This window comes from Streptomyces sp. ISL-96, from assembly GCF_018614035.1.
In the GTDB taxonomy this organism is placed as follows: domain Bacteria; phylum Actinomycetota; class Actinomycetes; order Streptomycetales; family Streptomycetaceae; genus Streptomyces.
In genome coordinates this window covers 119157-144753 of record NZ_JAGGPA010000026.1, presented here as the reverse complement: position 1 = coordinate 144753, position 25597 = coordinate 119157, and the positions used below count along the sequence as shown (strand labels likewise).

The window sequence follows — 25597 nt, the reverse complement described above, 5'->3', positions numbered from 1 at the left end:
GGTGTGCCGGTCAGCCGGTGACCCTGATCTCCGAGATTCCGCCACGGAATCTGCTGGATGATCCCTCGGGCGGCAGTTCCGTGATGTGGATCAGGATGTACCGGGTCCGCACCGGCTTGTCGAGCGTGGCTTCCAGCTTGCCGTCTGCGAGCTCCAGTTTCGTCATCCGCTGCGAAAAATCGGAGACGGCGGCCGGATTCGACACGTCTTCTCCGGCTGCGAGCACTTGAACGGTCTGCCCGCTGCGGTACATGTCGATGTCGATGCCGGACACGTCCTTGACGCTGCCGAGATCGACGATGATCCCGCTGCCGTCCTTGCGGTGCGGGAGATTGCCGAAGTTGGCGAACCCCTGGTAGTGCGGGGTGATCCAGGCGGTGCCGATCTCGCCGTCGATGGTGTTCGGTACGTCCTCGGGCTCTATCCCGGAGCCGTTGGGGGCGAACACCGTGGCGTCGGCGATGCGCAGTGGCTTGGGGTCCGGCTTCTTGGGGGCCTCGTCGTCGTTCGGCTGCGAGGACTTCGTGTCGCCGGAGTCCTGGCCGCGGTCCAGGAGGGTGTCCGCGAGCTGCCAGCTGCCGAGGCCGAGCGCGGCGATGAGCAGCGCGGCCACGCCCCACTTGAGGACTTTCCCGGTGCGGCTCTGGAGAGGGCGCGGCGGGACGGGGGGAATGGCCTGGCCTACGGGGGCGCCCGGGTGCGGGCCGGGCCTGCCGTAGGTGCCCTGCTGGTAGGTGGTGCGCTGGTACTCCGCAGGCGCCGCGAAGGTGGGCTCCGGCGGGCGGATGCGGGGCATCGCGGCGACGGCCTTGGCCAGCTCGTCGGGGGTCGTGCAGGGCGGTTCCTGGCGTGAGGCGGTGGCGCCGTCGTTGACCAGCGCCCGCATGGCGAGCTCGGACAGACCCCGGTGGATGCCGGCGCGTACCTGATCGGGGGCGATCAGACCGACGCCCTTGGGGAGCCCGGACAGGCCGTAGGCGTCCCTCTCGTACGGCCAGCGCTGTGTCAGGGCGGCGTACAGCAGCGCGCCGATCGCCTCGGTGTCGGTGCGCTGCGGGCGGTCGGAGGTGATGCCGCGCAGGGCGGCGTTCACCGCGAGGCCGCGGATCCGGTACTGGCCGGAGGAGGTCCGCAGGATGGCACCCGGGGTGAGTCTGAGGTGGGCCAGGCCCTCGCGGTGGGCGGCGGCCATGGCCTGGGAGATCTGGCTGACGAGCTGGTACGCCTCGTGGGCCTCCAGCGGTCCGGCCGCGAGGAGCGCCGTCAGTTCGGTGGCGTCGGGCAACCACTCGTGGACGACGTAGACGAGGTCGTTCTCCTCCACCGCGTCCAGGACCTGTACGAACCGCGGGTCGCCGAGCAGCGCCGACGAACGGGCCGCGGCGAGTACGGACCTGGCCCGCGGGTGGTCCGCGGGCAGCAGGTGCACGCCCACGGCGCGGCGCAGTTTCTCGTCGACCGCGCGCCAACTGCTGAAACCGTCCAGACGGGTGACGCACTCTTCGAGCCGGTAACGCCTGGCGAGTTTGTGCCCGCTGTGCAGCTCAGGTGTGGCGATGGGGAGTTCGGCGCCTTGGCGCTCGCCGTCCGCGTCGCTCTTGCTCTCGTCCGCTGGCTGCTGGGCTTTTGCCACCCCGTCGGCCGTGGCCTTGTCCGCCTTGGCGGCCAGCGGTTCATCACCGCTGTTGTCTGCCACGTCGACGGCAGCCGTGCTACGTTCCGCCACCGTCGTTCCTGCCTCCCCATCCGTTGCGCGCTGTTGAACAGCCATGCCAATTGTGCCCACAGTCCGGCGCTATGCACGACACGCGGCGGCCCGTGATGGTTGTGCGGGACCGCCCGGCCGGTCAGCGACCGAGACGTCCGCGCACCATGCCGACCATGGCGTTGAGTTCCACGATCCGCATCCTCTTCGCGGCGAGGAAGAAGACTCCCAGGAGCACGATGCCGCCCGCGACCAGCGCCGCGAGCGACCCGAGGGCGTCGCTGCCCAGGACCCGCATGATGCCGAAGGCCGCTGCGCCGCCGAGGATCGCCGCCGGTACGGACGCACCGGAGAGCCGGGCGTACGTACGCAGGACGTGCTTGCCGTCCAGGTCGCCGCCCAGCCGGTTGCGCAGGCGCCGCCAGGCCACACCGACGCCGATGGCGTACGCCAGGCCGTAGGAGCCCGCCATGCCCACCACGGCCCACTGGGCGGGCAGGACGACGTAACAGGCGGCCGAGGCGGCGGCGTTGACGGCGGCGACGATGACGGTGTTGTAGAAGGGCGTGCGGGTGTCCTCGTACGCGTAGAAGCCGCGCAGGACGACGTACTGCACGGAGTACGGGATGAGGCCGAGGCCGAAGGCCATCAGGGTGAAGCCCATGCCCTGGGCGGCCTGGTGTCCGGTGGACGCGAACAGCAGGGTGCACATGGGGACGCCGAGCGCCAGGAACGCGAAGGCGACCGGGACGATCGCGACGGCCGAGTTGCGCAGCCCCTGGGAGATGTCGTCGCGGACGGCACCCGGGTCGTTGTCGTGTGCGGCCCGTGAGATGCGGGGCAGCAGGGCGGCCATGACGGAGACCGTGATGATGGCCTGCGGCATGCCCCAGATCAGCTGGGCGTTGGAGTACGCGAGGATGCCCGCGCCGGACTTGCCGGAGGCCACACCTGCCGCGGTGGCGAGCTGGGTGACGACGAGGACGCCGGCCTGGTTGGCGAGGACGAACAGGACGGTCCACTTGGCGAGCTTGACGGTCTTGCCGAGCCCGTGACCCTTCCAGTCGAAGCGCGGACGGAAACGGAAGCCGGTCTCCCGCAGGTACGGGAGCATGGCCAGGGCCTGGACCGCGAGGCCGAGCAGGGTGCCGATGCCCAGCAGCCTGATGCCCTCGTCCGGAATGGTCTCGACGCCCATCCGGGATTCGGCGGAGGTGCCGTACACCCAGATGAACAGGCCGAACGTGGTGATCATGACGATGTTGTTGAGGACCGGGGTCCACATCATCGCGCCGAACTTGCCGCGGGCGTTGAGGATCTGCCCCATGACCACGTGCACGCCCATGAAGAAGATCGTGGGCAGGCAGTAACGGGCGAAGGTGACGGCCACACTGTTGGCCGCCTCGTTGTCGGCGATCTCCACGGACATCAGGCGGATCAGCAGCGGAGCTGCGAAGACCGCGATGGCCACGATGAAGCCGAGCGCGACCATCACGAGGGTGAGGAGGCGGTTGGCGAAGGCCTCGCCGCCGTCCTCGTCGTTCTTCATCGCCCGCACCAGCTGGGGCACGAAGACCGAGTTGAGGCCGCCGCCGACGGTGAGGATGTAGATCATCGTCGGCAGGGTGTACGCCACGGTGAACGTGTCGCCGAGCAGCGCCGCGCCCAGCGCCGCGGTGATCACCAGGCTGCGTACGAAGCCGGTGAGGCGGGAGACCAGCGTGCCCGCGGCCATCAGCGCGCTCGACTTCAGGACACTGGCCGCGCGCCCGGCGGGCTTCTTGGGCGGCGGGGGGGCCGGAGCCGGCTCGGGAACAGCAGCCGGGGTGGGCTGCCCGGGCGCCTGCTGATCGCGATAGAGGTGGGCGAACGCGTCCTGCTCGGGGATCTCCTCGCCCGCCTTGGAGACCAGGTCGTCCACGCCCACGAACTCAGTGGTCGTGGGATCGTCCCCGTACGGCAGGCGGCGCGAGGGGCCGTCCGGTTCGGGCGGCGGTGTCTGGGCCCATACGTGCGGATCCGGCGCATGCGGCGGCGCGGCCGGCTGCTGGTAGAGCGGCTGCGGCTCCTGATACGTGCCGGGCGGCGGCGGGGGGTGCGAGGCGCGGTCGTACAGCGCCTCGGTCACCGGGTCCTGCGTGGAGGGGTCCTGGGAGCGATACGGGTCGTGGCTGTAGGCGTCCTGGACGTAGGGGTCCGGGACGGCATAGGGCTCCTGGGCGGACTCGGGAGGCTGCGGCGACGGCACATGGCCTGCTGCCGGGGGCTCCGGGGGCACGCCCCGCAAGGGCGCGGTGCCACTCGCGCCCTGTCCACGGTCACCGTCGTACGGCGCGTTCACTGGTGCTCCCCTCGAGCTTCCTGTTCCGGCGAGCTGTGCCCCGTCGGCCGACCCTGTTGATCGTGTGGGCCGACCGGGGATCCGGGGACTCTCCCCCGACATGACGCTGCATTGCAAGCCCACCCAATCGTCCCCGGCCGCAGACCGGCCACGGCGTAGCTCAACGGTCCACTTTCTCACCCGCGCCCGACGGGGCGCCGCTTTCGGGACCGGTGTCCGGTGTCGGGTCACTCGGCTGCTCGGAGTCGTCGCCCCCGTCAGCACCCCCGTCAGTGTCCCCGTCGTCCCCGCCGTCCCCGTCCCCGTCCCCGTCCGCTTCCTCGCGGGCCGCGGCGCGCTTGCGCTGGGTGTACATCCGGATGCCGGCGAGAACGAGCAGCAGCACACCGCCGGCGATGACGAGCATCACGGTCGGCGTGAACTCGTTCACGTCGACCGTGAACTCCATCTGGCGGCCGTACGGCGTGCCGTCCTCGGTGTAGAGCTGGGCGGTCACCGGGACGGGGCCGTTGGCGTTGGCGGTGGCGGTGAACTTCACCGACTGGCTGTGGCCGCCGGCGATCTTCACCTGGCCTTCGGCGACGCTCTGGTCACCGTCCAGCTTGAGACGGGTCGGCTTGGTCGATTCGAGCCGCAGCACCAGGTGCTCCACACCCTGCACCAGCTGGTTCTGGACCGTTACGGGCACCGTCGCGCTGCGCCCCGACAGGGTCGCGTCGGACTTCTGGATGAGCTGCACCTCGTCGGTGAGGCTTACCAGATAGCTCTGCACCCCGTCGCGGTACTCCTGCGCCTTCGGCTCGCTGCCGCGCCACGACGTGGACATCGCGCGGTTGATCGCGTTGCCGAAGGGGGTGACCACCCGGTCGGGAGAGGTGAGGATCACTTTGAAGTTGTCGAGCTTGTCCTGGGTGGCCTTGATGTCCTGGAACGCCTTGGCCGGAAGCTCCTGCCTGCTCAGCGACCGGGGGTACGACGCCGGGCCGGGCACGTCGGTCGTAGCCCGGGCGTCGGGCTTGGCCTTCGCCGCCGCCACCAGATCCAGCGGCTGCGACCAGCGCTGGGCGTCGAGGCTGTGCAAAGCGCTCGCCATGGACTGCGCCTGGCTCGCGGACGGCAGCCGCTGCGGGGCCACCACGACGCTGCGCTGCTTCTCCTCGTCCTGGAGTGTCACCGCCAGGGTCTGGGCCAGGAATTTCTGCACGGCCAAGGTGGAATTCCCGGCCTTCGACATGTCGCCCTCGAAGGCGGTGGACAGCCGGGCGTCGGCGACCACCGCGTTGGTGCCGCCGCCGATCGGCCGGGTCGCGGTGGGCGTGTACGGCAGACCGCCCGTCTCGTGGAGGCTGTCGCTGCGGGCGATCACGTTGTGCGCGCCGGCTGAGGTGGCGACATCGACGACGGACGGGTCGACGGCCCCGTGCACCGGCCAGGCGAAATCGGTGGAGGGTTCCGTGTGGAGGATCGACTTCACGGCTGTCGCCGCGACATCGGTCGCGCGCCGCAGGTGACTGAGAGAGCCCGGAACGTCCTTGCCCCGGTGTGCCAGCGAGGCCAGGTCGGGGTCGGCGAACGGCAGCGCGACGACCTTCCGGCCGCTGACCGCCTTCTGGAGATCGCTCAGCCACCGGTTGGCCACCGCCTGGTACTGGCCCGGGACGGTCGTTTCACCGTCCTGGGGCTTGACCTGGTAGCTCTCCGTCATGGCGTTGACGGTGGCGAGCAGGTCCGGGTCGACGACCCAGGTCACCGGCAGCTCATTGCCGAGGGAGACGAGCTGGTTCAGCCGCCCGCCCGGGGCGAGCTCCGCGCCGAGGTTGTCGTTCTCGAAGACCGGGGTCTGCTGCTCGTCCGAACCCGTCTCCGCGGTGACATGTGTCGAGGAGATCAGCGGCCAGAGATAGGTGAGCTGGGTCTTCTTCTCCGTGGCATCGGGCTGCCAGGGCAGGAAGGTCTTCTGAATGCCCAGCGTCTGCTCGTACGGACGGCTCTGGGTCTGCCCCGACAGGGACACGCCGAGCTGGTAGACGCCCTGGTCGTCAAGATCCAGCTTGTCGACCGGGACGGTGATGCTGAAGTCCTCGCTGATGCCGGCCGGGAGCTTCGCGAACTTCTTCGTGAATTTCCCGCCGAGTTCCGCGGGTGCACGGGCGTCAGCTTCCTGGCTGCGCCGGTCCACGGCGTCGATCGCCGCTCTGCCGGACAGCCGCGGTCCCACGCCGATTCCGACATGGGCGTCGGTGATGGCTTCCTTGCCCCTGTTGGTGACCGTGCCGGAGACGGTGACCTCGTCTCCCTCCACCGGGGCACCGGGGCTCATTGCGTCGAGGGACACCTCAACCGTGCGCGAGCCCGTGGCGTCCTCGGCGGCCTGCGCGGGCGCGGCAGCCGGGAGATACAGGAGACCCGCGACCAGCGGGGCGCCGGCGAGGAGCCCTGCCGTCCGCCGCAGCCACCGGCGGGCAGGTGAGGGAACCATCCCCTGAAAGTCTGCCGCCTCGGCCACGCCCACGCCCGTTCCTAGTCTTTGTCTGCTGTCGGTGTTGGTTGTCGGTTCTTGCGTCCACGCATGGTAACGAGGTGCGCTGTGGCGAAGTGCTGCCCACTGCTCCACATGATCGGAAGAGTCTTGTCGGGCGGCGGTAAACCGGGAAGCTTCGGCCGGGCGGGGCACGTACCCTTTTCTGTTGTGCCGAACGCCAAGGAAGACAATCCCAGCGCCCTCAATCAGGTGCAGCGCCGCGCGGTCAGCGAACTGCTGCGCGTCTCACCTGTCGCCGACGATCTCGCGCGCCGTTTCCAGGAGGCGGGCTTCAGTCTCGCGCTCGTCGGCGGATCGGTCAGGGACGCGTTGCTCGGCCGCCTCGGCAACGACCTGGACTTCACGACTGACGCCCGCCCCGAGGACGTACTGAAGATCGTCCGGCCGTGGGCGGACTCCGTGTGGGAGGTCGGGATCGCCTTCGGCACGGTGGGGTGCCAGAAGGCGGGCTACCAGATCGAGGTCACGACGTACCGCTCCGAGGCCTACGACAGGACCTCCCGCAAGCCTGAGGTGTCCTACGGCGACTCCATCGAGGAAGACCTCGTACGCCGTGACTTCACCGTGAACGCGATGGCGGTCGCACTCCCGGAGAAGGAGTTCATCGACCCGCACGGCGGCCTCGAGGACCTCGCTGCCCGCGTCCTGCGCACGCCCGGGACCCCTGAGGAGTCGTTCTCCGACGACCCGCTGCGCATGATGCGCGCCGCGCGGTTCGCCGCTCAGCTCGACTTCGAGGTGGCTCCCGAGGTGGTCGCCGCGATGACGGCGATGTCCGGGCGCATTGAAATCGTCTCGGCCGAACGAGTGCGTGACGAGCTCAACAAGCTGATCCTCTCTCCGAACCCGCGCAAGGGGCTGAGGCTGCTTGTCGACAGTGGCCTCGCCGGATTCGTGCTGCCGGAGCTGCCCCAGCTGCGGCTGGAAAGTGATGAGCATCACAAGCACAAGGACGTCTACGAGCACTCGCTGACCGTCCTGGAGCAGGCCATGGTCCTCGAAGAGGGCGGGCCCGACCTCGTGCTGCGGCTCGCGGCGCTGCTGCACGACATCGGCAAGCCGCGGACGCGGCGCTTCGAGTCGGACGGCAGGGTCTCCTTCCATCACCACGAGGTGGTGGGCGCGAAGATGACCAAGAAGCGCATGACGGCCCTGAAGTACTCCAATGACCTGATCAAGGACGTCTCGACCCTCGTGGAGCTGCACCTGCGCTTCCACGGGTACGGCACCGGCGAGTGGACCGACTCCGCCGTACGCCGGTACGTACGCGACGCGGGCCCCCAGCTGGAGCGGCTCCACAAGCTGACCCGCTCGGACTGCACCACGCGCAACAAGCGCAAGGCGAGTGCGCTGTCACGGGCGTACGACGGGCTTGAGGAGCGCATCGCGCAGCTTCAGGAGCAGGAGGAGCTGGACTCCATCCGGCCCGATCTGGACGGCAACCAGATCATGGAGATCCTTGGCATCGGCCCCGGCCCGGCGATCGGCCAGGCGTACAAGTTCCTGCTGGAGCTGCGTCTGGAGAACGGGCCGATGGAGCACGATGCGGCGGTCGCGGCTCTCAAGGAGTGGTGGGCGTCGCAGAGCTGAGGTCATGTTTCACGTGAAACATGACGGCTGAAGCCTGATGGAGGCGGCGAGGGGGTGGTGTTTCACGTGAAACACCACCCCCTCGCTTGCACGCTAAGGGGTGTCTCCCCGCCGGTTCCAACGGAGCATGGCCGCAGCGGCAGCCGCGTAGATGAGAGCGACCGCGATCACCAGGGTGGCCGAGCGGCCGTCGGCGGGCAGCATCAGCGCCGCCGTCGCCGCGGCGCCCACGAAGGCGACGTTGAACAACACGTCGTAGATCGAGAAGACCCGCCCGCGATAGGCGTCGTCGACCGACGACTGCACCACCGTGTCGGTGGTGATCTTCGCGCCCTGCGTCGTGAGACCGAGCACGAAGGCCGCGATCATCATCGGTACGGGCTCGAAGGGCAGCGCGAGGGCAGGTTCGAGTACGGCAGCAGACCCCGCACACATGACCATCCACCCATACGGTCCAAGCCGCCCCACCATCCACGGCGTCAGCACGGCGGCCGCGAAGAACCCCGCCGCTGAGACCGCAACGGCGATGCCGAGCAGCGCCAGCCCCTCGTCCTCGCCGCCCCCCGGCCCGTCCGGCCAGGCGTACCGGACCAGCATCAGCACCATGACCGTCAGCGCGCCGTAGCAAAAGCGCATCAGCGTCATCGCGGCCAGCGCGTGCGCCGCGGCGTGTCGCTCCGACAGATGCCGCAAGCCGTCGGCGAGCCCCTGTGCCGTGGAGGCCAGCGCTGCGCCCAGCCGCGGCTGCACCTGATCGGGATCGGGGCCGAGCAGTTCACGGCTCATCCGCAGCGAGGACAAGGCGGCGCAGAGGTAAAGGGCCGCGCCCAGCAGCACCACCGCCGCATCGGAGTCCGACGCCACCAGCCGTACGGCGAAGGCCAGGCCGCCGCCAGCGGTGGCGGCGAGCGTCCCGGCCGTTGGGGAGAGCGAGTTGGCCATGACAAGCCGGTCGGCGTCGACAACGCGGGGCAGTGCGGCCGAGAGCCCTGACAGTACGAAACGATTGACGGCCGTGACGGAGAGAGCCGAGACGTAGAAGAGCCAGTCGGGCACGGACGCGAGGATCAGCACCGCCGTGCCGCAGGCGAGCACCGCCCGCAGCAGGTTCCCGTACAGGAAGACCTGTCGGCGCTGCCAGCGGTCGAGCAGCACGCCCGCGAAAGGGCCGACGGCCGAATAGGGGAGCAGCAGTACGGCCATGGCTGAGGCGATCGCGCCGGGCGAGGTCTGCTTCTCCGGGGAGAAGACGACGTACGCGGCGAGCGCGACCTGGTACACGCCGTCCGCGCACTGGGAGAGCAGCCGGACCGTCAGCAGGCGGCGGAAGTTGGTCAGGCGCAGGAGTACGCGCAGATCACGTACGACGGGCATGCGAGCAAGCGTCACACACGTCGAGGGTCCCCGGGCGGATTACCCGGGGACCCTCGACGATCAGACTGCTACTGCCGCGCTTTTAGCGCTCGACCTCGCCCGCGATGAAGCTCTCGACGGCGCGGTGGGCCGCGTCGTCGAAGTACTGCACCGGCGGGGACTTCATGAAGTACGAGGACGCGGAGAGGATCGGGCCGCCGATGCCACGGTCCTTGGCGATCTTCGCGGCGCGTACGGCGTCGATGATGACACCGGCCGAGTTCGGGGAGTCCCAGACCTCGAGCTTGTACTCCAGGTTCAGCGGGACGTCACCGAAGGCACGGCCCTCGAGGCGCACGTACGCCCACTTGCGGTCGTCCAGCCAGGCCACGTAGTCCGACGGGCCGATGTGGACGTTGTCGGCGCCCATGTCACGGTCGGGGATCTGCGAGGTGACGGCCTGCGTCTTCGAGATCTTCTTGGACTCCAGGCGCTCACGCTCGAGCATGTTCTTGAAGTCCATGTTGCCGCCGACGTTCAGCTGCATCGTGCGGTCCAGGACGACGCCCCGGTCCTCGAAGAGCTTCGCCATGACGCGGTGCGTGATGGTGGCGCCGACCTGCGACTTGATGTCGTCGCCGATGATCGGGACGCCCGCCTCGGTGAACTTGTCCGCCCACTCCTTGGTGCCGGCGATGAAGACCGGGAGAGCGTTGACGAACGCGACCTTGGCGTCGATGGCGCACTGCGCGTAGAACTTCGCAGCGTCCTCGGAACCGACGGGCAGGTAGCAGACGAGGACGTCGACCTGGCGGTCCTTGAGGGTCTGGACGATGTCGGCCGGGGCCTCGTCGGACTCCTCGATCGTCTCGCGGTAGTACTTGCCCAGGCCGTCGAGGGTGTGACCACGCTGCACGGTGACGCCCGAGTTCGGCACGTCACAGATCTTGATGGTGTTGTTCTCGCTCGCGCCGATGGCGTCCGCGAGGTCGAGGCCGACCTTCTTCGCGTCGACGTCGAAGGCGGCGACGAACTCGATGTCCTTCACGTGGTACTCGCCGAACTCCACGTGCATGAGACCCGGCACCTTGCCCGCCGGGTCGGCGTCCTTGTAGTACTCGACGCCCTGCACCAGCGAGGCGGCGCAGTTGCCCACGCCGACGATGGCTACGCGAACCGAACCCATTGGCGGTTGCTCCCTGTGTGTTCTCTACGAAGCCCTGCGGATGTGCAGGGCCTCACTTGACGGTGTCGTCGGACGGACCCGGCGGGGAGTCATCCCGGTGCCGGGGCAGGCCGTCCGTCTGTCCAGATGTGGTGTCGTGACGAGCCGGGAACTCGGGGTCGGATCGTCGCTGATCCCGCCCCGCCCGCTCGCTCTCGATGAGCTCGTTCAGCCAGCGCACTTCGCGCTCGACGGACTCCATGCCGTGCCGTTGCAGCTCAAGCGTGTAGTCGTCCAGGCGCTCCCGGGTACGGGCCAGGGAGGCGCGCATCTTCTCGAGACGCTCCTCCAGCCGGCTCCTGCGGCCCTCGAGCACCCGCATCCGCACCTCGCGCTCCGTCTGTCCGAAGAAGGCGAAACGAGCGGCGAAGTGCTCGTCCTCCCACGAATCGGGACCGGTGTGGGAGAGCAGCTCCTCGAAGTGCTCCTTACCTTCGGCTGTCAGCCGGTAGACGATCTTCGCCCGGCGTCCGGCGAGCGAAGCGGCGAGCGCGTCCTCGGGAGCGCTGCCGGGCTCTTCGATCAACCAACCGTTTGCGACGAGCGTCTTGAGGCAGGGGTAGAGCGTCCCGTAGCTGAAGGCGCGGAAGACCCCCAGTGAGGTGTTGAGCCGCTTGCGCAGCTCGTAACCGTGCATGGGGGACTCGCGCAGCAGGCCGAGCACGGCGAATTCGAGGATGCCTGAGCGCCTGCTCATCCTTCGCCTCCTCAGTCGCCGACGGGCCTTATGCCGAGCTGATGTATCGACTCGATACATCCAGACGATAGATCGGGAGTCCCGCTTCGACAAGGGGGGCCATGGTGAACGGCGTCACATCACCAATTCGATGCACGCAACTTGCCTGATTTGGGGTGAACATCGGCACTGGGCGGGTTTTGACGGTGCGTAGTCTGTGCGGCATGCAGACCACCGGGAACCAAGTGACGCCAGGGAGCGTCCTCGTCCTGGATGCACATGAGGCCGTACGGACGCCCGACCCCGGGCTGCTCCGTACTTCGGGGGGACCGGAACTCACCTGCCGCTTCCAGGCGATCTCGCCTGCCCGAGGAGTAGTCGTTCGATGAGCGAGCACCGTCGCAAACCGTCGCAGCCGCAGGACGGAGGACGTGCCGCGGCCCGGCGAGCCGCCCAGCAGCCATCAGGCCGCCGCGCGGCCCCCACGCGGGACACCAGCAGCACCACCGAGATGCCTTCCGGCTCGTACGGAGAGGAACGTCCGCCCGGCGGCAGAGCGGAAGCCCGCCGTGCCGCCCAGCGCGGCACGGCGGGCGGCTCACGCCGGCGCGGGGCGGAGCCTGGCGGCCGGGCCGCCGGACGCGGTCGTGGAGGCCCCCCGGCCAAGGAGCGGTTCATCAACTACCCGCGCTCGGAGAAGTACGGGTGGCGGCGGTTCGTACCGTCCTGGAAGCTGGTCGGCGGCACCTGCCTCGGCTTCTTCGCGATCATGGTCGCGGGTGCGGGGGTGGCCTTCGCATGGGTCGACAAGCCCGACCCGCAGAAGATGGCTGAGGCGCAGAACAACGTCTTCTACTGGGACGACGGCACGCAGCTGGCCGCGACCGGTGGCGCGCGCAACCGCCAGACAGTCACCATCAAGGAGATCCCGCAGCCCATGCGGGACGCGGTGATCGCTGCGGAGAACGCCTCCTTCGACACCGACTGGGGCGTCGACCCCATGGGTATCGGCCGGGCCGTCTTCAACATGGCCATGGGTCAGGAGACGCAGGGCGGCTCGACCATCACCCAGCAGTACGTCAAGAACCTGTACCTCGAGCAGGACCAGACGATGAAGCGCAAGTTCACCGAGCTCATCATCTCGGTCAAGGTCGGCGCGACGGACGACAAGGACAAGATCCTCGAGGGATACCTGAACACCGCCTACTTCGGCCGCGACGCATACGGAATCCAGGCCGCGTCCCAGGCGTACTTCGGCAAGGACTGCAAGTACCTGGACGCGTCCCAGAGCGCCTTCCTCGCGGCACTCCTCAAGGGGCCGAACCTCTTCAACCCCGACGGCGGCATCGGCGACAACGCCACCGCCGATAAGAACGCTGCACGTGCCAAGATCCGCTGGTCGTGGATCCTCGACCGCGAGGTCGAGGTCGGCCGGATGAAGCCGGCTGAGGCGGACAAGTGGAAGAAGGCCGGGTTCCCCGACCTCAAGGACTCCGACCAGGCCACTGGCCTCGGTGGCCAGAAGGGCTACCTGGTCGAGACCGCCAAGAAGTACGTGATGAAGCAGAGCCAGACCAACATCACGCCGGAGAAGCTCGCGCTCGGCGGCTATCGCATCTACACGACCTTCGACAGGGTCAAGGTCAATGCGATGGAGAAAGCCGTCAACAAGACGCGCAAGGCGTTCCTGGACACGAAGGCACGACCCGAGAAGGACAAGTTCGTCCAGTTCGGTTCCGCCTCGGTGGACGTGGAGACCGGCGCGATCGTCGCGCTCTACGGCGGCGAGGGCTGGGACAAGAAGCACTTCACCAACAACGCCGACACCTCCGGCGTCCCCGTCGGCTCGACCTGGAAGCCCTACGTCCTCGCCGCGGCGATGAAGCACGGCACCCACAACTCGGGCTTTGAAGGTATCTCGCCGCTGAGCAAGTACAACGGCAACGACATGATCGAGATCAAGTACCCGAGCGGTAATCCGGTCCCGGGCAAGAACGGGCAGCCGTTCCGTCAGAAGAACGAGAGCGACAAGGCGTACGGCTACGTCACGCTCAGGGAAGCGATGGAAAAGTCCATCAACACCCCGTTCGTACAGCTCGGCATGGACGTGGGCCTGGAGAAGGTGGCCGAGATGGCAGAGGACACCGGAATCCTCGAAGAGAGCATGGACCAGCAGAACGCGTCCTTCTCCCTGGGTACGTCCACTCCGAGCGCCATCCGTATGGCCGACTCGTACGCGACCTTCGCCGACTCCGGCACGCATCGCGAGCCGTACTCCGTCTCCAAGGTCCTCCTGAACGGCGAGGAGCAGCCAGGCTTCGAGAAGCCCAAGGCCGAGCGGGCGATGGACCCGGAGATCGCGGACAACATCACCGACGTCCTGCGGAACGTCGTCGAGAGTGACGAGGGCACAGGCAACAAGGCGCAGAAGCTGGGCCGCCCGGTCGCCGGCAAGACCGGTACCACCGACAAGAACAAGTCGGCCTGGTTCGTCGGCTACACCCCGCAGCTGTCGACCGCGGTCACCCTGTTCCGTACGGACCCCGAGTCCCGCAAGCTGCTCTCGATGAACGGAACGGGCGGCGTCCCCTCCATCCACGGTGGTGACATTCCCACCGAGGTCTGGACGAACTACATGCGCGACGCGCTCAAGGATGAGGAAGTGAAGGACTTCCCCGAGGCGCTCCCGATCGGCAAGAAGGCCGACTCGGCCGGTGCGCCGAAGCCGAAGCCGAGCGTCACGCCCAGCCAGACGCCGTCCTCGACCCCGTCCTCGACCCCGTCCCAGACCCCCTCGGAAACCGCGCCAACACCCACCGAGACCCCGAGCGAGACCGAGACCTGCGAGCCGCTCGACTGGGCCTGCGAGAGCGGTGGGAACGACAACGGCGGCACCGACACCGGTGGTATGGACGCAGGTGGCACCGACGCCGGCGGTACGGACGCAGGCGGCACCGATACCGGCGGAACCACCGACGGCACCACGACCGACGGCGGTACCACCGACGGCACCACCACCGACGGCAGCACTGAAGGCAAGCCGGGCAACGGCAACAACGACGGTGGCCTCTTCGGAGGCGGCGGCTGACGCCACGCACCACCCCACCCCTGACGAGGGCCGTCGCACCCCGGTGCGGCGGCCCTCGCCGCATGCACAGCCCCGTACGGCAGGATGACCCCCATGACGAGCGTGCACGAGGACCGGCCCGTAGTACGGCCCACGCAGCAGGACAAAGTCGCGGCGGCGGGCAGCGAGCTGATCGGCGGACCCATCGGCCGGTGGGCCGGGCTGGGAGCCGGCCCGCTCACGCCGGTCCGCGTCGTAGCCCTCGTCGCCATCGGCATGTTCGCGCTCGGCATGGTGCAGAAGATCCCGTGCTACGAGTGGGCCTGGTTCCGCGGCACCAGTTCGCAGTACACCCACGCCTGCTACTCCGACATCCCGCACCTCTACCTGGGGCGGGGCTTCGCAGACGGTCTCGTACCGTACTTCGACCGCCTGGCAGGCGACATGGAGTTCCTCGAATACCCCGTCCTGACAGGGCTGTTCATGCAGGTCGCCGCCTGGCTGACCATGCCCTTCGACGGCTCCGTCCAGGAGCGCGAACAGGCCTACTGGATGGTCAACGCGGGCATGCTGATGATCTGCGCCGTCATCATCGCCGTCTGCGTCGCCCGTACCCACCGACGACGCCCCTGGGACGCCCTGCTCGTCGCGCTCGCGCCCGCCCTCGCTCTCACCGCCACCATCAACTGGGACCTGCTCGCCGTCGCCCTCACCGCCGCCGCGATGCTCATGTGGTCCCGGGGACGTTCGCTGGCCTTCGGCATCCTCATCGGGCTCGCCACCGCCGCGAAGCTCTATCCCGTACTGCTCCTGGGACCGCTCCTCGTGCTCTGCTGGCGAGCCGGCAAATACCGGCAGTACGGAGCCGCGCTGCTCGGCGCGACAGGGGCCTGGCTGCTCGTGAACCTGCCCGTCATGATCTTCGCCCCCGAAGGGTGGAAGAAGTTCTACACCTTCAGCCAGGAACGGACCGTCGACTTCGGCTCCTTCTGGCTGATCATCACGCAGCGCACCGGCAAGTCCCTCGACGTCGATGTAGTCAACACCTACGCCACCCTGCTGATGATCCTGCTGTGCGCGGGCATCGCCGCACTGACGCTGACAGCACCCCGCCGGCCGCGCTTCGCGCAGCTCGCCTTCCTGGTCGTCGCCGCGTTCATCCTGACCAACAAGGTCTACTCACCGCAGTACGTCCTGTGGCTCATCCCCCTCGCCGCCCTGGCCCGGCCGCGCTGGCGCGACTTCCTCATCTGGCAGGCCTGCGAGGTCATGTACTACCTCGGGATCTGGATGTACCTCGCGTACACCACCAGCGGCGACAAGCAGCGCGGACTGCCCCCCGAGGGCTACCAGCTCGCCATCGCGCTGCACCTGCTGGCCACGCTCTACCTGTGCGCCGTCGTCGTACGCGACATCCTCATGCCCGAACGGGACGCCGTGCGGCGCGACGGCTCAGACGACCCGTCGGGCGGTGTCCTCGACGGGGCCGAGGACACCTTCGTCCTGGGGAAGGCGGTGCACCCGCCGCGGCACGCGGTGCACCACTTCGAGGGGCCACGGGTGGAGTGGGGCACCACGTCCCGGACCTGAGGGTGTCAGCGGTCGGTCAGCGGGCGGTCAGCGGTCGACGAGGCGGTCGAACTGCGTGGTCGTGTGGCGCAGATGGGCCACCAGTTCCTCGCCCACCTTCGGCTCCTGAGCGTCCGAGGGGACGAACAGGATCGACACCTGCATGTGCGGCGGCTCGGCGAACCAGCGCTGCTTGCCCGCCCACACGAACGGCGCCAGATTGCGGTTCACCGTGGCCAGACCGGCCCGCGCCACGCCCTTCGCGCGCGGCATCACGCCGTGCAGCGCCTTGGGCGCCTCCAGGCCGACACCGTGCGACGTACCGCCCGCCACCACCACGAGCCACCCGTCCGACGCCGCCTTCTGCTGGCGGTAACCGAACCGGTCGCCCTTGGACACCCGGGTCACGTCCAGCACCGCGCCGCGGTACTCCGTGGCCTCGTGGTCGCCCAGCCACAGCCGCGTGCCGATACGCGCACGGAAGCGGGTCTGCGGGAACTGCTGCTGCAGCCGCGCCAGCTCCTCGGCCTTCAGGTGACTGACGAACATTGTGTGCAGCGGAAGACGCGCCGCCCGCAGCCGGTCCATCCAGCCGATGACCTCCTCGACCGCGTCGGAACCGTCCGTACGGTCCAGCGGGAGGTGCAGGGCGAAGCCCTCCAGGCGTACGTCCTCGATGGCCGCGTGGAGCAGCCCGAGCTCCTCCTCCTTCACGCCGTGACGCTTCATCGAGCTCATGCACTCAATGACGACACGGGCGCCGACCAGCGCGTGCACCCCGTCGACCGACGATACGGAGCGCACCACCCGGTCCGGCAGCGGAACCGGTTCCTCACCGCGCCGGAACGGCGTCAGGACGAGCAGGTCACCGCCGAACCAGTCCTTGATGCGGGCAGCTTCGTAGGTGGTGCCGACGGCCAGGATGTCCGAGCCGAAACGGGTCGCCTCGTCCGCGAGCCGCTCATGGCCGAAGCCGTAGCCATTGCCCTTGCAGACCGGCACGATTCCCGGGAACTGATCGAGCACGGACTTCTGGTGCGCCCGCCAGCGCGCGGTGTCGACGTAGAGGGTGAGCGCCATGGCCGGTCCGGAACCTTTCTCGTGGCTGCGGTGTATCAGGGGTATGAACGGAAACGGAGTCGGTCAGGGATCAGCGATACGACATGTACATGTCGAGCGCCTTGTGCAGCACCTTGTTGAGCGGGAAGTCCCACTCGCCGACGTACTCCACAGCCTCCCCACCCGTACCCACCTTGAACTGGATCAGGCCGAACAAGTGGTCGGTCTCGTCGAGGGAATCGGAAATACCCCGCAGGTCATAGACAGTCGCACCCATCGCGTACGCGTCACGCAGCATCCGCCACTGCATCGCGTTCGAGGGCCGGACCTCACGGCCGATGTTGTCCGAAGCGCCGTACGAGTACCAGACATGCCCACCGACGACCAGCATCGTCGCCGCCGACAGGTTCACCCCGTTGTGCCGCGCGAAGTACAGCCGCATCCGGTTGGGGTCCTCGGCGTTCAGGACCGACCACATCCGCTCGAAGTACGAGAGAGGGCGCGGCCGGAAATGGTCACGCACAGCCGTGATCTCATACAGGCGCTGCCACTCGGCGAGGTCCTCGTAACCTCCCTGCACGACCTCGACACCGGCCTTCTCGGCCTTCTTGATGTTGCGCCGCCACAGCTGATTGAAGCCCTTGAGCACGTCATCCAGCGACCGGTTCGCCAACGGCACCTGGTACACGTAACGCGGCTGCACGTCACCGAAACCGGCGCCGCCGTCCTCGCTCTGCTGCCAGCCCATCTTCCGCAGCCGGTCCGCCACTTCGAAGGCACGCGGCTCGATGTGCGTCGCCTCGATGTCCCGCAGCCGCTTCACATCCGGATCCTGGATACCGGCCTTGATGGCCGGCGCGTCCCAGCGACGGATGACCACCGGCGGGCCCATCTTCACGGAGAACGCACCCTGCTGCTTCAGATGCGCCAGCATCGGCTGCAGCCAGTCGTCCAGATTCGGCGCATACCAATTGATCACCGGGCCCTCGGGCAGATACGCCAGATACCGCTTGATCTTCGGCAACTGCCGGTACAGCACCAGACCGACGCCGACCAGCTGGTCACTCCTGTCGAACCAGCCCAGGCTCTCCGAACGCCACTCCGTCTTCACATCAGCCCACGCCGGGACCTGGCAATGGCTCGCCGACGGCAGGCTCTGGATGTACGCCAGATGCTGCTCGCGGCTAATGGTCCTCAGGGTCAGGCTCATGCGGGGCGCTCCTCGGCAGGTCTGTCCCCATGGGATCAGGGGCTCCGGCTCTCGCGCCGAAGCCTACTGCGCCCAAGGAGCGCCCCGACTGGCCCGCTGACCCAGCCGGGCCTATCCCAGCACCCCGCCGAACAGACCACCGTGCGCCATACCGAGGTAGAAGCCGACCGCTGACGCCCCCAGCCCGATGATCAGGAACGTCCGCTCGCGCGTCGTGACCGAGATGAACTGCCCGTAGGCACCCGTGATGATCCCCACCAGCCCCGCCCACGAGCTGATCAGATGCAGGTCGTGGAACATCGCCGTGACGAAGGCGACCGCGCCCAGCAGCATCGTCACCGCGACCAGCGTGTCCTGGCGCGGATGAGGCTTGCCGTCGGTCTCGAGGAGAGAGCTCGAGGAGTGTCGTCGCATTGCCTGTGCCATGGGGCACCTCCTGCTCGAACTGCTCGAAGCGGCGAACCGTGACGCCGCACACACCCGATGTGTACAGATTGTGGGCCTTCCTGCCCGGATTTCAACCGCAAGGCGGTGAGCAGGTAGTCTGTACGGTCTGCACCGGTGTCTGCCCATGTCAGAAAACGAGCCTCTTCTCTCGAAGGAGGCGGCTTGTCAGTGGCGGCCGATACCGTTGCGTACGCATCACGACCCTCCTGCCACGGAACGACCGTGGCCGCTGAGTCCAAAGGAGGTGGGTTCCACATGCGTCACTACGAAGTGATGGTCATCCTCGACCCCGATCTCGAGGAGCGCGCTGTCTCCCCGTTGATCGAGAACTTCCTCTCCGTCGTCCGTGAGGGCAACGGAAAGGTCGAGAAGGTCGACACCTGGGGCCGTCGTCGTCTGTCCTACGAGATCAAGAAGAAGCCTGAGGGCATCTACTCGGTCATCGACCTGCAGGCCGAGCCCGCAGTCGTCAAGGAGCTCGACCGACAGATGAACCTGAACGAGTCGGTCCTCCGGACCAAGGTCCTCCGCCCCGAAACCCACTGAGCTCAGTAGCTCAGCGGTAATCGGGTCCGAGTAGCAACAAGCAGCCAGCAGCAATCCCCGCCGAGAGGTTCACCCATGGCAGGCGAGACCGTCATCACGGTCGTCGGCAATCTCGTCGACGACCCCGAGCTGCGCTTCACCCCGTCCGGTGCGGCGGTCGCGAAGTTCCGTGTCGCGTCCACTCCCCGCATCTTCGACAAGCAGACCAATGAGTGGAAGGACGGCGAAGGCCTGTTCCTCACCTGCTCGGTCTGGCGTCAGGCGGCGGAGAACGTCGCAGAGTCGCTTACGCGAGGCATGCGCGTCGTCGTACAGGGCCGGCTCAAGCAGCGGTCCTACGAAGACCGCGAGGGCGTCAAGCGCACGGTCTACGAGCTGGACGTCGAGGAAGTCGGCCCCAGCCTCAAGACAGCCACGGCCAAGGTCACCAAGACCACCGGTCGAGGCGGCCAGGGCGGATACGGCGGCGGTCAGCAGGGCGGCCAGCAGGGCGGCGGCAACTGGGGCGGAGCCCCCAGCGGCGGCGGCCAGCAGCAGGGCGGCGGCGCACCCGCCGACGACCCCTGGGCCAGCAGTGCACCGGCCGGCGGCGGTCAGCAGCAGGGCGGCGGCAGCTGGGGCGGAAGCTCCGGCGGTTCCACCGGCGGCGGCTACTCGGACGAGCCCCCCTTCTAGGGCGGGCCCGTACACCACTTCTTGATCACACAGGAGAAACACCATGGCGAAGCCGCCTGTGCGCAAGCCTAAGAAGAAGGTCTGCGCATTCTGCAAGGACAAGGTCACGTACGTGGACTACAAGGACACGAACATGCTGCGGAAGTTCATTTCCGACCGCGGCAAGATCCGTGCCCGCCGCGTGACCGGCAACTGCACGCAGCACCAGCGTGACGTCGCCACGGCAGTCAAGAACAGCCGTGAGATGGCGCTGCTGCCCTACACGTCCACCGCGCGATAAGGGAAGGGTGACCGAAAAATGAAGATCATCCTCACCCACGAGGTCTCTGGCCTCGGCACTGCCGGCGACGTCGTTGACGTCAAGGACGGCTACGCTCGCAACTACCTGGTCCCGCGTGGTTTCGCGATCCGCTGGACCAAGGGTGGCGAGAAGGACGTGGCGCAGATCCGCCGCGCCCGCAAGATCCACGAGATCGCGACCATCGAGCAGGCCAACGAGATCAAGGCCAAGCTCGAAGGCGTGAACGTCCGTCTGGCCGTTCGCTCCGGCGACGCCGGCCGTCTCTTCGGTTCCGTCACCCCGGCCGACGTCGCTTCGGCGATCAAGGCTGCCGGTGGCCCCGACGTCGACAAGCGCCGCGTTGAGCTGGGCTCGCCGATCAAGACCCTCGGTTCGCACCAGGTCTCGGTGCGTCTGCACCCCGAGGTCGCCGCGAAGCTCGGCGTCGAGGTCGTCGCCGCCTAAGGCTGCGCATCTCAGAGCAGTACGAAGGGCCGCACCCCACGGGGTGCGGCCCTTCGTCGTTTCACGTGAAACATCACCTTCGCTCAGCGCGTGGCTTCCTCAGCGCGTGGCGCCCGTGACAATCCAGCGGCCCGAACGTGCACGCAGCCACAGCGTCACCATCCGCACCGCCATCATCAGCGTCATCGCCCACCACAGAGCGGTCAGCCCACCGCCCAGCACCGGCACCAGAAGAGCCACCGGCGTGAAGACCGCCAGCGTCGCCAGCATGGCCCACGCCAGATAACGCCCGTCCCCCGCGCCCATCAGCACACCGTCCAGCACAAAGACGATCCCCGAAATCGGCTGAGAGACAGCCACCACCAGCAACGCCGGCAACAGCGCGTCCCGCACCACCTGATCGCTCGTGAACAGTGGGATGAACAACGGCCGCGACACCGCGACCAGCACGCCGAGCACCACCCCGGACGCGATGCCCCACTGCACCATCCGGCGGCACGCTTCCTGCGCACCCTTGGCGTCGCCGGCGCCCAGATAGCGCCCGATGATGGCCTGGCCCGCGATGGCGATCGCGTCGAGGGCGAAGGCCAGCAGACTCCACAGAGACAGAATGATCTGGTGCGCCGCGACATCCGCGTCACCGAGCCGGGCGGCCACCGCGGTGGCGATCATCAGGACGGCACGCAGCGAGAGCGTACGGACCAGCAGCGGTGCCCCGGCCTGCGCGCAGGCTCGTATGCCCCCGGCGTCGGGGCGCAGGGACGCTCCGTGCTTCCTGGCGCCCCGGACCACCACCACGAGATAGGCGGCGGCCATCCCGCACTGTGCGATCACGGTCCCCCACGCGGAACCGGCGATGCCGAGTCCGGCGCCGTACACCAGGCCCACATTGAGTACCGCGTTGGCGGTGAATCCGCCGACGGCGACGTACAGCGGTGTCTTCGTGTCCTGGAGACCGCGCAGGACACCGGTGGCCGCCAGGACGACGAGCATCGCGGGGATGCCCAGACTGGAGATCCGCAGATAGGTGATGGCGTACGGAGCCGCCGTATCTGAAGCGCCGAAGGCATCGACGAGCCAGGGGGCGGCGGGCAGGACGATCGCGATCACCGCGGCGCCGAGAAGCAGCGCCAGCCAGATGCCGTCCATACCCTGCCGGATGGCGGCCTGGAGATCACCCGCGCCGACGCGGCGGGCGACCGCGGCGGTGGTGGCGTAGGCGAGGAAGACGAAGACACTCACCGCGGTCATCAGGAGCGTGGCGGCGATGCCGAGGCCCGCGAGTTGCGGGGTGCCGAGGTGGCCGACGACCGCGCTGTCGACCATCACGAAGAGAGGCTCGGCGACCAGGGCGCCGAAGGCCGGGAGGGCGAGCGCGATGATCTCGCGGTCGTGCCGGCGTCGGCTGGTCTTCGCTGCCGTGGGGGCCTGAGTCATGAGCTCAATCTAATCTTCCACAGGTAAGAGATGCAATGGCCTTGCAGTCCTTACGGACGGGTGCTTTCCGGGTTCGGCTGTGCGCCGTTTGTTCTGATCTTGAACCAGGGGCCCAAGTTTTTCTTCCCCACAGCCGGTGGATGGAGAAAGTGCAGGTCAGGGCAGTGTAGGTGGGTGCGTTATGAGTTTGTCCACAGTGCTGTCCCCCGGTCCGTGCACAGGTTCGGTGGACTTCTCCACAGCAAGTGGTCTTTCGTCCACACGGCCTGTGGATAACCAGATTGGCTGACGGTGCCCGCGGGCCTACCGTGGTGCGGCGCCCGCCTTCCGTTCCGGCCCCGGAAGCTCGTCGAACCCGATGCGCCGGAACCGGAGTCGGGCGTCTCATTTGTCAGAGCCGTGCCGTAAGAAAGAGTGGCACAGCGAGGTCCGCGCAGCGGACGGGAGGAGGTGGCCCGGTGAGCATTTCCGAGCCATTGGACGACCCCTGGGCCGACAGCGGTCCTGGTGACCGTCTGCCCGCCTCCCGTCGGCGCCGGGGCGAAGGCAGGGGGCGAGACGAGCAGCACGACCGCGGTGGTGACAGTGGTGGCGGCTGGGAGGGTGGGGCTCCTGCCTTTGAGCGAGTACCCCCGCAGGACCTTGACGCGGAGCAGTCCGTTCTCGGCGGCATGCTGCTGTCGAAGGACGCCATCGCGGACGTGGTGGAGATCCTCAAGGGGCATGACTTCTACCGCCCCGCCCACGAGACCGTCTACACGGCGATTCTCGACCTCTATGCCAAGGGTGAGCCGGCCGACCCCATCACGGTGGGCGCCGAGCTGACCAAGCGCGGCGAGATCACGAAGGTCGGCGGCGCCTCGTATCTGCACACTCTGGTGCAGACGGTGCCGACGGCTGCCAACGCGGAGTACTACGCCGAGATCGTTCATGAGCGGGCGGTGCTGCGCCGGCTGGTCGAGGCGGGCACGAAGATCACGCAGATGGGATACGCGGCCGACGGCGATGTCGACGACATCGTCAACGCCGCCCAGGCCGAGATCTACGCCGTCACCGAGCAGCGCACCAGCGAGGACTATCTGCCGCTCGGCGACATCATGGAGGGCGCGCTCGACGAGATCGAGGCGATCGGTTCGCGTACGGGCGAGATGACCGGTGTGCCGACCGGTTTCACGGACTTCGACTCGCTGACGAATGGTCTGCACCCTGGCCAGATGATCGTCATCGCGGCCCGTCCCGCCATGGGTAAGTCGACGCTGGCGCTGGACTTCGCGCGGGCCTGTTCGATCAAGAACAACCTGCCCAGCGTGATCTTCTCCCTGGAAATGGGGCGCAACGAGATCGCGATGCGCCTGCTTTCGGCGGAGGCCAGGGTGGCGCTGCACCACATGCGGTCCGGCACGCTGACGGACGAGGACTGGACGCGGCTGGCGCGGCGTATGCCGGATGTCTCGCAGGCGCCGTTGTATATCGACGATTCGCCGAACCTGTCGATGATGGAGATCCGGGCGAAGTGCCGTCGGCTGAAGCAGCGCAATGATCTGAAGCTCGTGATCATCGACTATCTGCAGCTGATGCAGTCGGGTGGTTCCAAGCGTGCCGAGAGCCGCCAGCAGGAGGTCTCGGACATGTCCCGAAACCTGAAGCTGCTGGCGAAGGAGCTTGAGCTGCCGGTGATCGCGCTGTCGCAGCTGAACCGTGGGCCCGAGCAGCGTACGGACAAGAAGCCGATGGTCTCCGACCTGCGTGAATCCGGCTCGATCGAGCAGGACGCGGACATGGTCATCCTGCTGCACCGTGAGGATGCGTACGAGAAGGAGTCGCCGCGCGCGGGTGAGGCGGACCTGATGGTGGCCAAGCACCGTAATGGTCCGACGGCGACGATCACGGTGGCGTTCCAGGGTCACTACTCGCGCTTCGTGGACATGGCGCAGACCTGATCCGTATAAAAAGGGGTCGACGGGGTGGGGTGGTGGAGGTAGGTGTTGACCATGACCTCACCGCTCGAAGAGCTGCTTCCCAGTACGCAACGCGCCCTCCTGCATCGCATCGCCACCGCACAGGCCGAGGGGAGGGCGCCCTCGTTCGTCGCCGCGGTGCAGCGTGATGGGCGGACCGTGTGGACGGGGTCCCGTACGTGTGTCGAGGGGCATGGGCCGGATGCGGATACGCAGTATCGGATCGGTTCGATCACCAAGACTTTCACCGCTGTACTGGTGCTGCGGATGCGCGACGAAGGTCTGCTCGACCTCGGTGACCCGCTGGAGAAGCATCTTCCGGGTACGGGGGTGGCGGGTGAGGTGACTGTTGCTCAACTGCTCAGTCACACCGGCGGGTTGTCGGCGGAGGCGCCGGCGCCGTGGTGGGAGCGGACGCCGGGCAGTTTGCGCCCGGAGTTGGCCGATGTGCTGGGTGAGCAGTCGCGGATGCATCCGGCCGGGCGTACTCATCATTACTCCAATCCCGGTTACACGCTGCTCGGTCAGCTCGTGGAGGCGGTGCGGGAGGAGTCCTGGGCGGAGGTGCTGCGGCGGGAGATTCTTGAGCCGCTGGGGATGGGCCGTACGAGCGTAGAGGCCGAGGCCCCGTATGCCGGTGGTTGGGCGGTGCATCCGTGGGCGGATGTGATGCTGCCGGAACCGGCGGTGGACCTTGGCCTGATGGCCGCGGCCGGTCAGCTCTGGTCTACGACTGGGGACCTCTGCCGCTTTGCCAGGTTCCTCGCGGTGGGTGACGAGAAGGTGCTGAGTGCGGAGTCCGTACGGGAGATGCGTACGCCGGCTGCTCCGGCGGGTCCTGCGGACGTGGCCGGTGGCTATGGGCTGGGGTTGCAGATCGTCCAGGGCGGCGGTCGGACGCTGGTGGGGCACTCCGGATCGTTGCCGGGCTTTGTGGCGGGTCTTTGGGTGAGCGTGGAGGACGGGGTGGCTGCGGTGGCGCTCGTCAACGCTACGTCGGGGGTGTCCGCTCCGGCGGTGGCGGCCGATCTGATCCGGATCGTGGTGGAGGCCGAGCCGCGCATCCCGGAGCCTTGGCGGCCGCTGCCTGCGGCCGAGGTGGACCAGGAGCTGCTGGCGTTGACCGGGCCCTGGTTCTGGGGCACGGCGTCGTACGCGCTGACTCTTGTGGCCGATCGTGGCGTGGAGTTGCATCCGCTGCGGGGCAACGGGCGCGGATCACGCTTCGCGGCGCGGCCGGACGGTACGTGGACGGGTCTTGATGGTTACTACCTTGGGGAGACGCTCCGGGTGGTTCGGCGGGACGACGGGTCGGTGAGTCATCTCGACCTGGGGTCGTTCGTCTTCACGCGTGAGCCGTACGAGCCGGGGGATGCGGTCCCTGGAGGCGTGGACGAGGGCGGCTGGCGCGGTCTGTGACGTTTCACGTGGAACCGGGCAGGCGGGTCGGGG

Annotated in this window: 19 protein-coding genes; 9 read left to right on the top strand and 10 right to left on the bottom strand. The window is 68.0% G+C overall.

The features are described 5' to 3' along the window. Window positions 1-10: 10 nt before the first annotated feature. From J7E96_RS18815 to J7E96_RS18805, 3 genes are all read right to left on the bottom strand, one after another. A complete protein-coding gene (locus J7E96_RS18815) occupies window positions 11-1726 on the bottom strand; it encodes a protein kinase family protein (RefSeq protein ID WP_215132797.1) in 1716 nt (571 codons plus the stop codon). Between the two features lie 121 nt (window positions 1727-1847). After that, entirely contained in the window at window positions 1848-4046 is a 2199-nt protein-coding gene (murJ, locus tag J7E96_RS18810) for a murein biosynthesis integral membrane protein MurJ (RefSeq protein WP_215132796.1), read from the bottom strand. A 160-nt stretch (window positions 4047-4206) separates the two neighbouring features. After that, complete coding sequence (locus J7E96_RS18805; RefSeq protein WP_215132795.1) at window positions 4207-6552, bottom strand: DUF6049 family protein; 2346 nt, start codon at window positions 6550-6552, stop codon at window positions 4207-4209. A gap of 183 nt (window positions 6553-6735) precedes the next feature. On the opposite strand from J7E96_RS18805, the gene J7E96_RS18800 reads away from it, so the two are divergent. Continuing rightward, window positions 6736-8178 (top strand): CCA tRNA nucleotidyltransferase, encoded by a 1443-nt coding sequence (locus J7E96_RS18800; protein WP_215132794.1) that lies wholly within the window; start codon window positions 6736-6738, stop codon window positions 8176-8178. A gap of 93 nt (window positions 8179-8271) precedes the next feature. Here J7E96_RS18800 and J7E96_RS18795 read toward each other — a convergent pair whose 3' ends face one another. From J7E96_RS18795 to J7E96_RS18785, 3 genes are all read right to left on the bottom strand, one after another. Then, entirely contained in the window at window positions 8272-9552 is a 1281-nt protein-coding gene (locus J7E96_RS18795; RefSeq protein WP_215132793.1) for an MFS transporter, read from the bottom strand. Between the two features lie 82 nt (window positions 9553-9634). After that, window positions 9635-10717: an inositol-3-phosphate synthase gene (locus tag J7E96_RS18790; protein ID WP_215132792.1), complete on the bottom strand. Its 1083-nt coding sequence runs from the start codon at window positions 10715-10717 to the stop codon at window positions 9635-9637. A gap of 52 nt (window positions 10718-10769) precedes the next feature. Continuing rightward, the gene (locus J7E96_RS18785) at window positions 10770-11453 is read right to left on the bottom strand and encodes a PadR family transcriptional regulator (protein ID WP_215132791.1); all 684 of its coding nucleotides are present in this window, start codon (window positions 11451-11453) and stop codon (window positions 10770-10772) included. Between the two features lie 364 nt (window positions 11454-11817). On the opposite strand from J7E96_RS18785, the gene J7E96_RS18780 reads away from it, so the two are divergent. After that, window positions 11818-14520: a transglycosylase domain-containing protein gene (locus J7E96_RS18780; protein WP_215132790.1), complete on the top strand. Its 2703-nt coding sequence runs from the start codon at window positions 11818-11820 to the stop codon at window positions 14518-14520. A 93-nt stretch (window positions 14521-14613) separates the two neighbouring features. Beyond that, window positions 14614-16089 (top strand): glycosyltransferase family 87 protein, encoded by a 1476-nt coding sequence (locus J7E96_RS18775; protein ID WP_251070097.1) that lies wholly within the window; start codon window positions 14614-14616, stop codon window positions 16087-16089. A 27-nt stretch (window positions 16090-16116) separates the two neighbouring features. On the opposite strand, the gene J7E96_RS18770 is transcribed toward J7E96_RS18775, so the two are convergent. The 3 genes from J7E96_RS18770 to J7E96_RS18760 all read right to left on the bottom strand — a co-directional run bounded on the left by J7E96_RS18770 (window position 16117) and on the right by J7E96_RS18760 (window position 18763). Further along, window positions 16117-17148, bottom strand: coding sequence for an alanine racemase (locus J7E96_RS18770; protein ID WP_215132788.1), 1032 nt, complete (start codon window positions 17146-17148; stop codon window positions 16117-16119). A gap of 70 nt (window positions 17149-17218) precedes the next feature. Continuing rightward, window positions 17219-18337, bottom strand: a complete 1119-nt coding sequence (locus J7E96_RS18765; protein WP_215132787.1) for a peptidoglycan bridge formation glycyltransferase FemA/FemB family protein — start codon at window positions 18335-18337, stop codon at window positions 17219-17221. 111 nt (window positions 18338-18448) lie between these two features. Next, the gene (locus tag J7E96_RS18760; RefSeq protein ID WP_215132786.1) at window positions 18449-18763 is read right to left on the bottom strand and encodes a hypothetical protein; all 315 of its coding nucleotides are present in this window, start codon (window positions 18761-18763) and stop codon (window positions 18449-18451) included. 276 nt (window positions 18764-19039) lie between these two features. Here J7E96_RS18760 and rpsF point away from each other — a divergent pair, with 276 nt between their 5' ends. From rpsF to rplI, 4 genes are all read left to right on the top strand, one after another. Beyond that, on the top strand, window positions 19040-19330 hold the full coding sequence (gene rpsF / locus J7E96_RS18755) for a 30S ribosomal protein S6 (RefSeq protein ID WP_006604399.1): 291 nt from the start codon (window positions 19040-19042) through the stop codon (window positions 19328-19330). A 75-nt stretch (window positions 19331-19405) separates the two neighbouring features. After that, window positions 19406-20005, top strand: coding sequence for a single-stranded DNA-binding protein (locus J7E96_RS18750; protein ID WP_215132785.1), 600 nt, complete (start codon window positions 19406-19408; stop codon window positions 20003-20005). A 43-nt stretch (window positions 20006-20048) separates the two neighbouring features. Continuing rightward, complete coding sequence (gene rpsR / locus J7E96_RS18745; RefSeq protein WP_003949403.1) at window positions 20049-20285, top strand: 30S ribosomal protein S18; 237 nt, start codon at window positions 20049-20051, stop codon at window positions 20283-20285. A gap of 18 nt (window positions 20286-20303) precedes the next feature. Next, window positions 20304-20750, top strand: coding sequence for a 50S ribosomal protein L9 (gene rplI / locus J7E96_RS18740; RefSeq protein WP_214974266.1), 447 nt, complete (start codon window positions 20304-20306; stop codon window positions 20748-20750). A gap of 99 nt (window positions 20751-20849) precedes the next feature. Here rplI and J7E96_RS18735 read toward each other — a convergent pair whose 3' ends face one another. Continuing rightward, window positions 20850-22187: an MATE family efflux transporter gene (locus tag J7E96_RS18735; RefSeq protein WP_215132784.1), complete on the bottom strand. Its 1338-nt coding sequence runs from the start codon at window positions 22185-22187 to the stop codon at window positions 20850-20852. Window positions 22188-22645: 458 nt separating this feature from the next. On the opposite strand from J7E96_RS18735, the gene dnaB reads away from it, so the two are divergent. Together dnaB and J7E96_RS18725 are read left to right on the top strand one after the other, a co-directional pair. Then, on the top strand, window positions 22646-24127 hold the full coding sequence (gene dnaB, locus J7E96_RS18730; RefSeq protein ID WP_215132783.1) for a replicative DNA helicase: 1482 nt from the start codon (window positions 22646-22648) through the stop codon (window positions 24125-24127). Between the two features lie 51 nt (window positions 24128-24178). Next, window positions 24179-25564: a serine hydrolase gene (locus J7E96_RS18725; RefSeq protein ID WP_215132782.1), complete on the top strand. Its 1386-nt coding sequence runs from the start codon at window positions 24179-24181 to the stop codon at window positions 25562-25564. The last annotated feature ends 33 nt before the right edge of the window (window positions 25565-25597 follow it).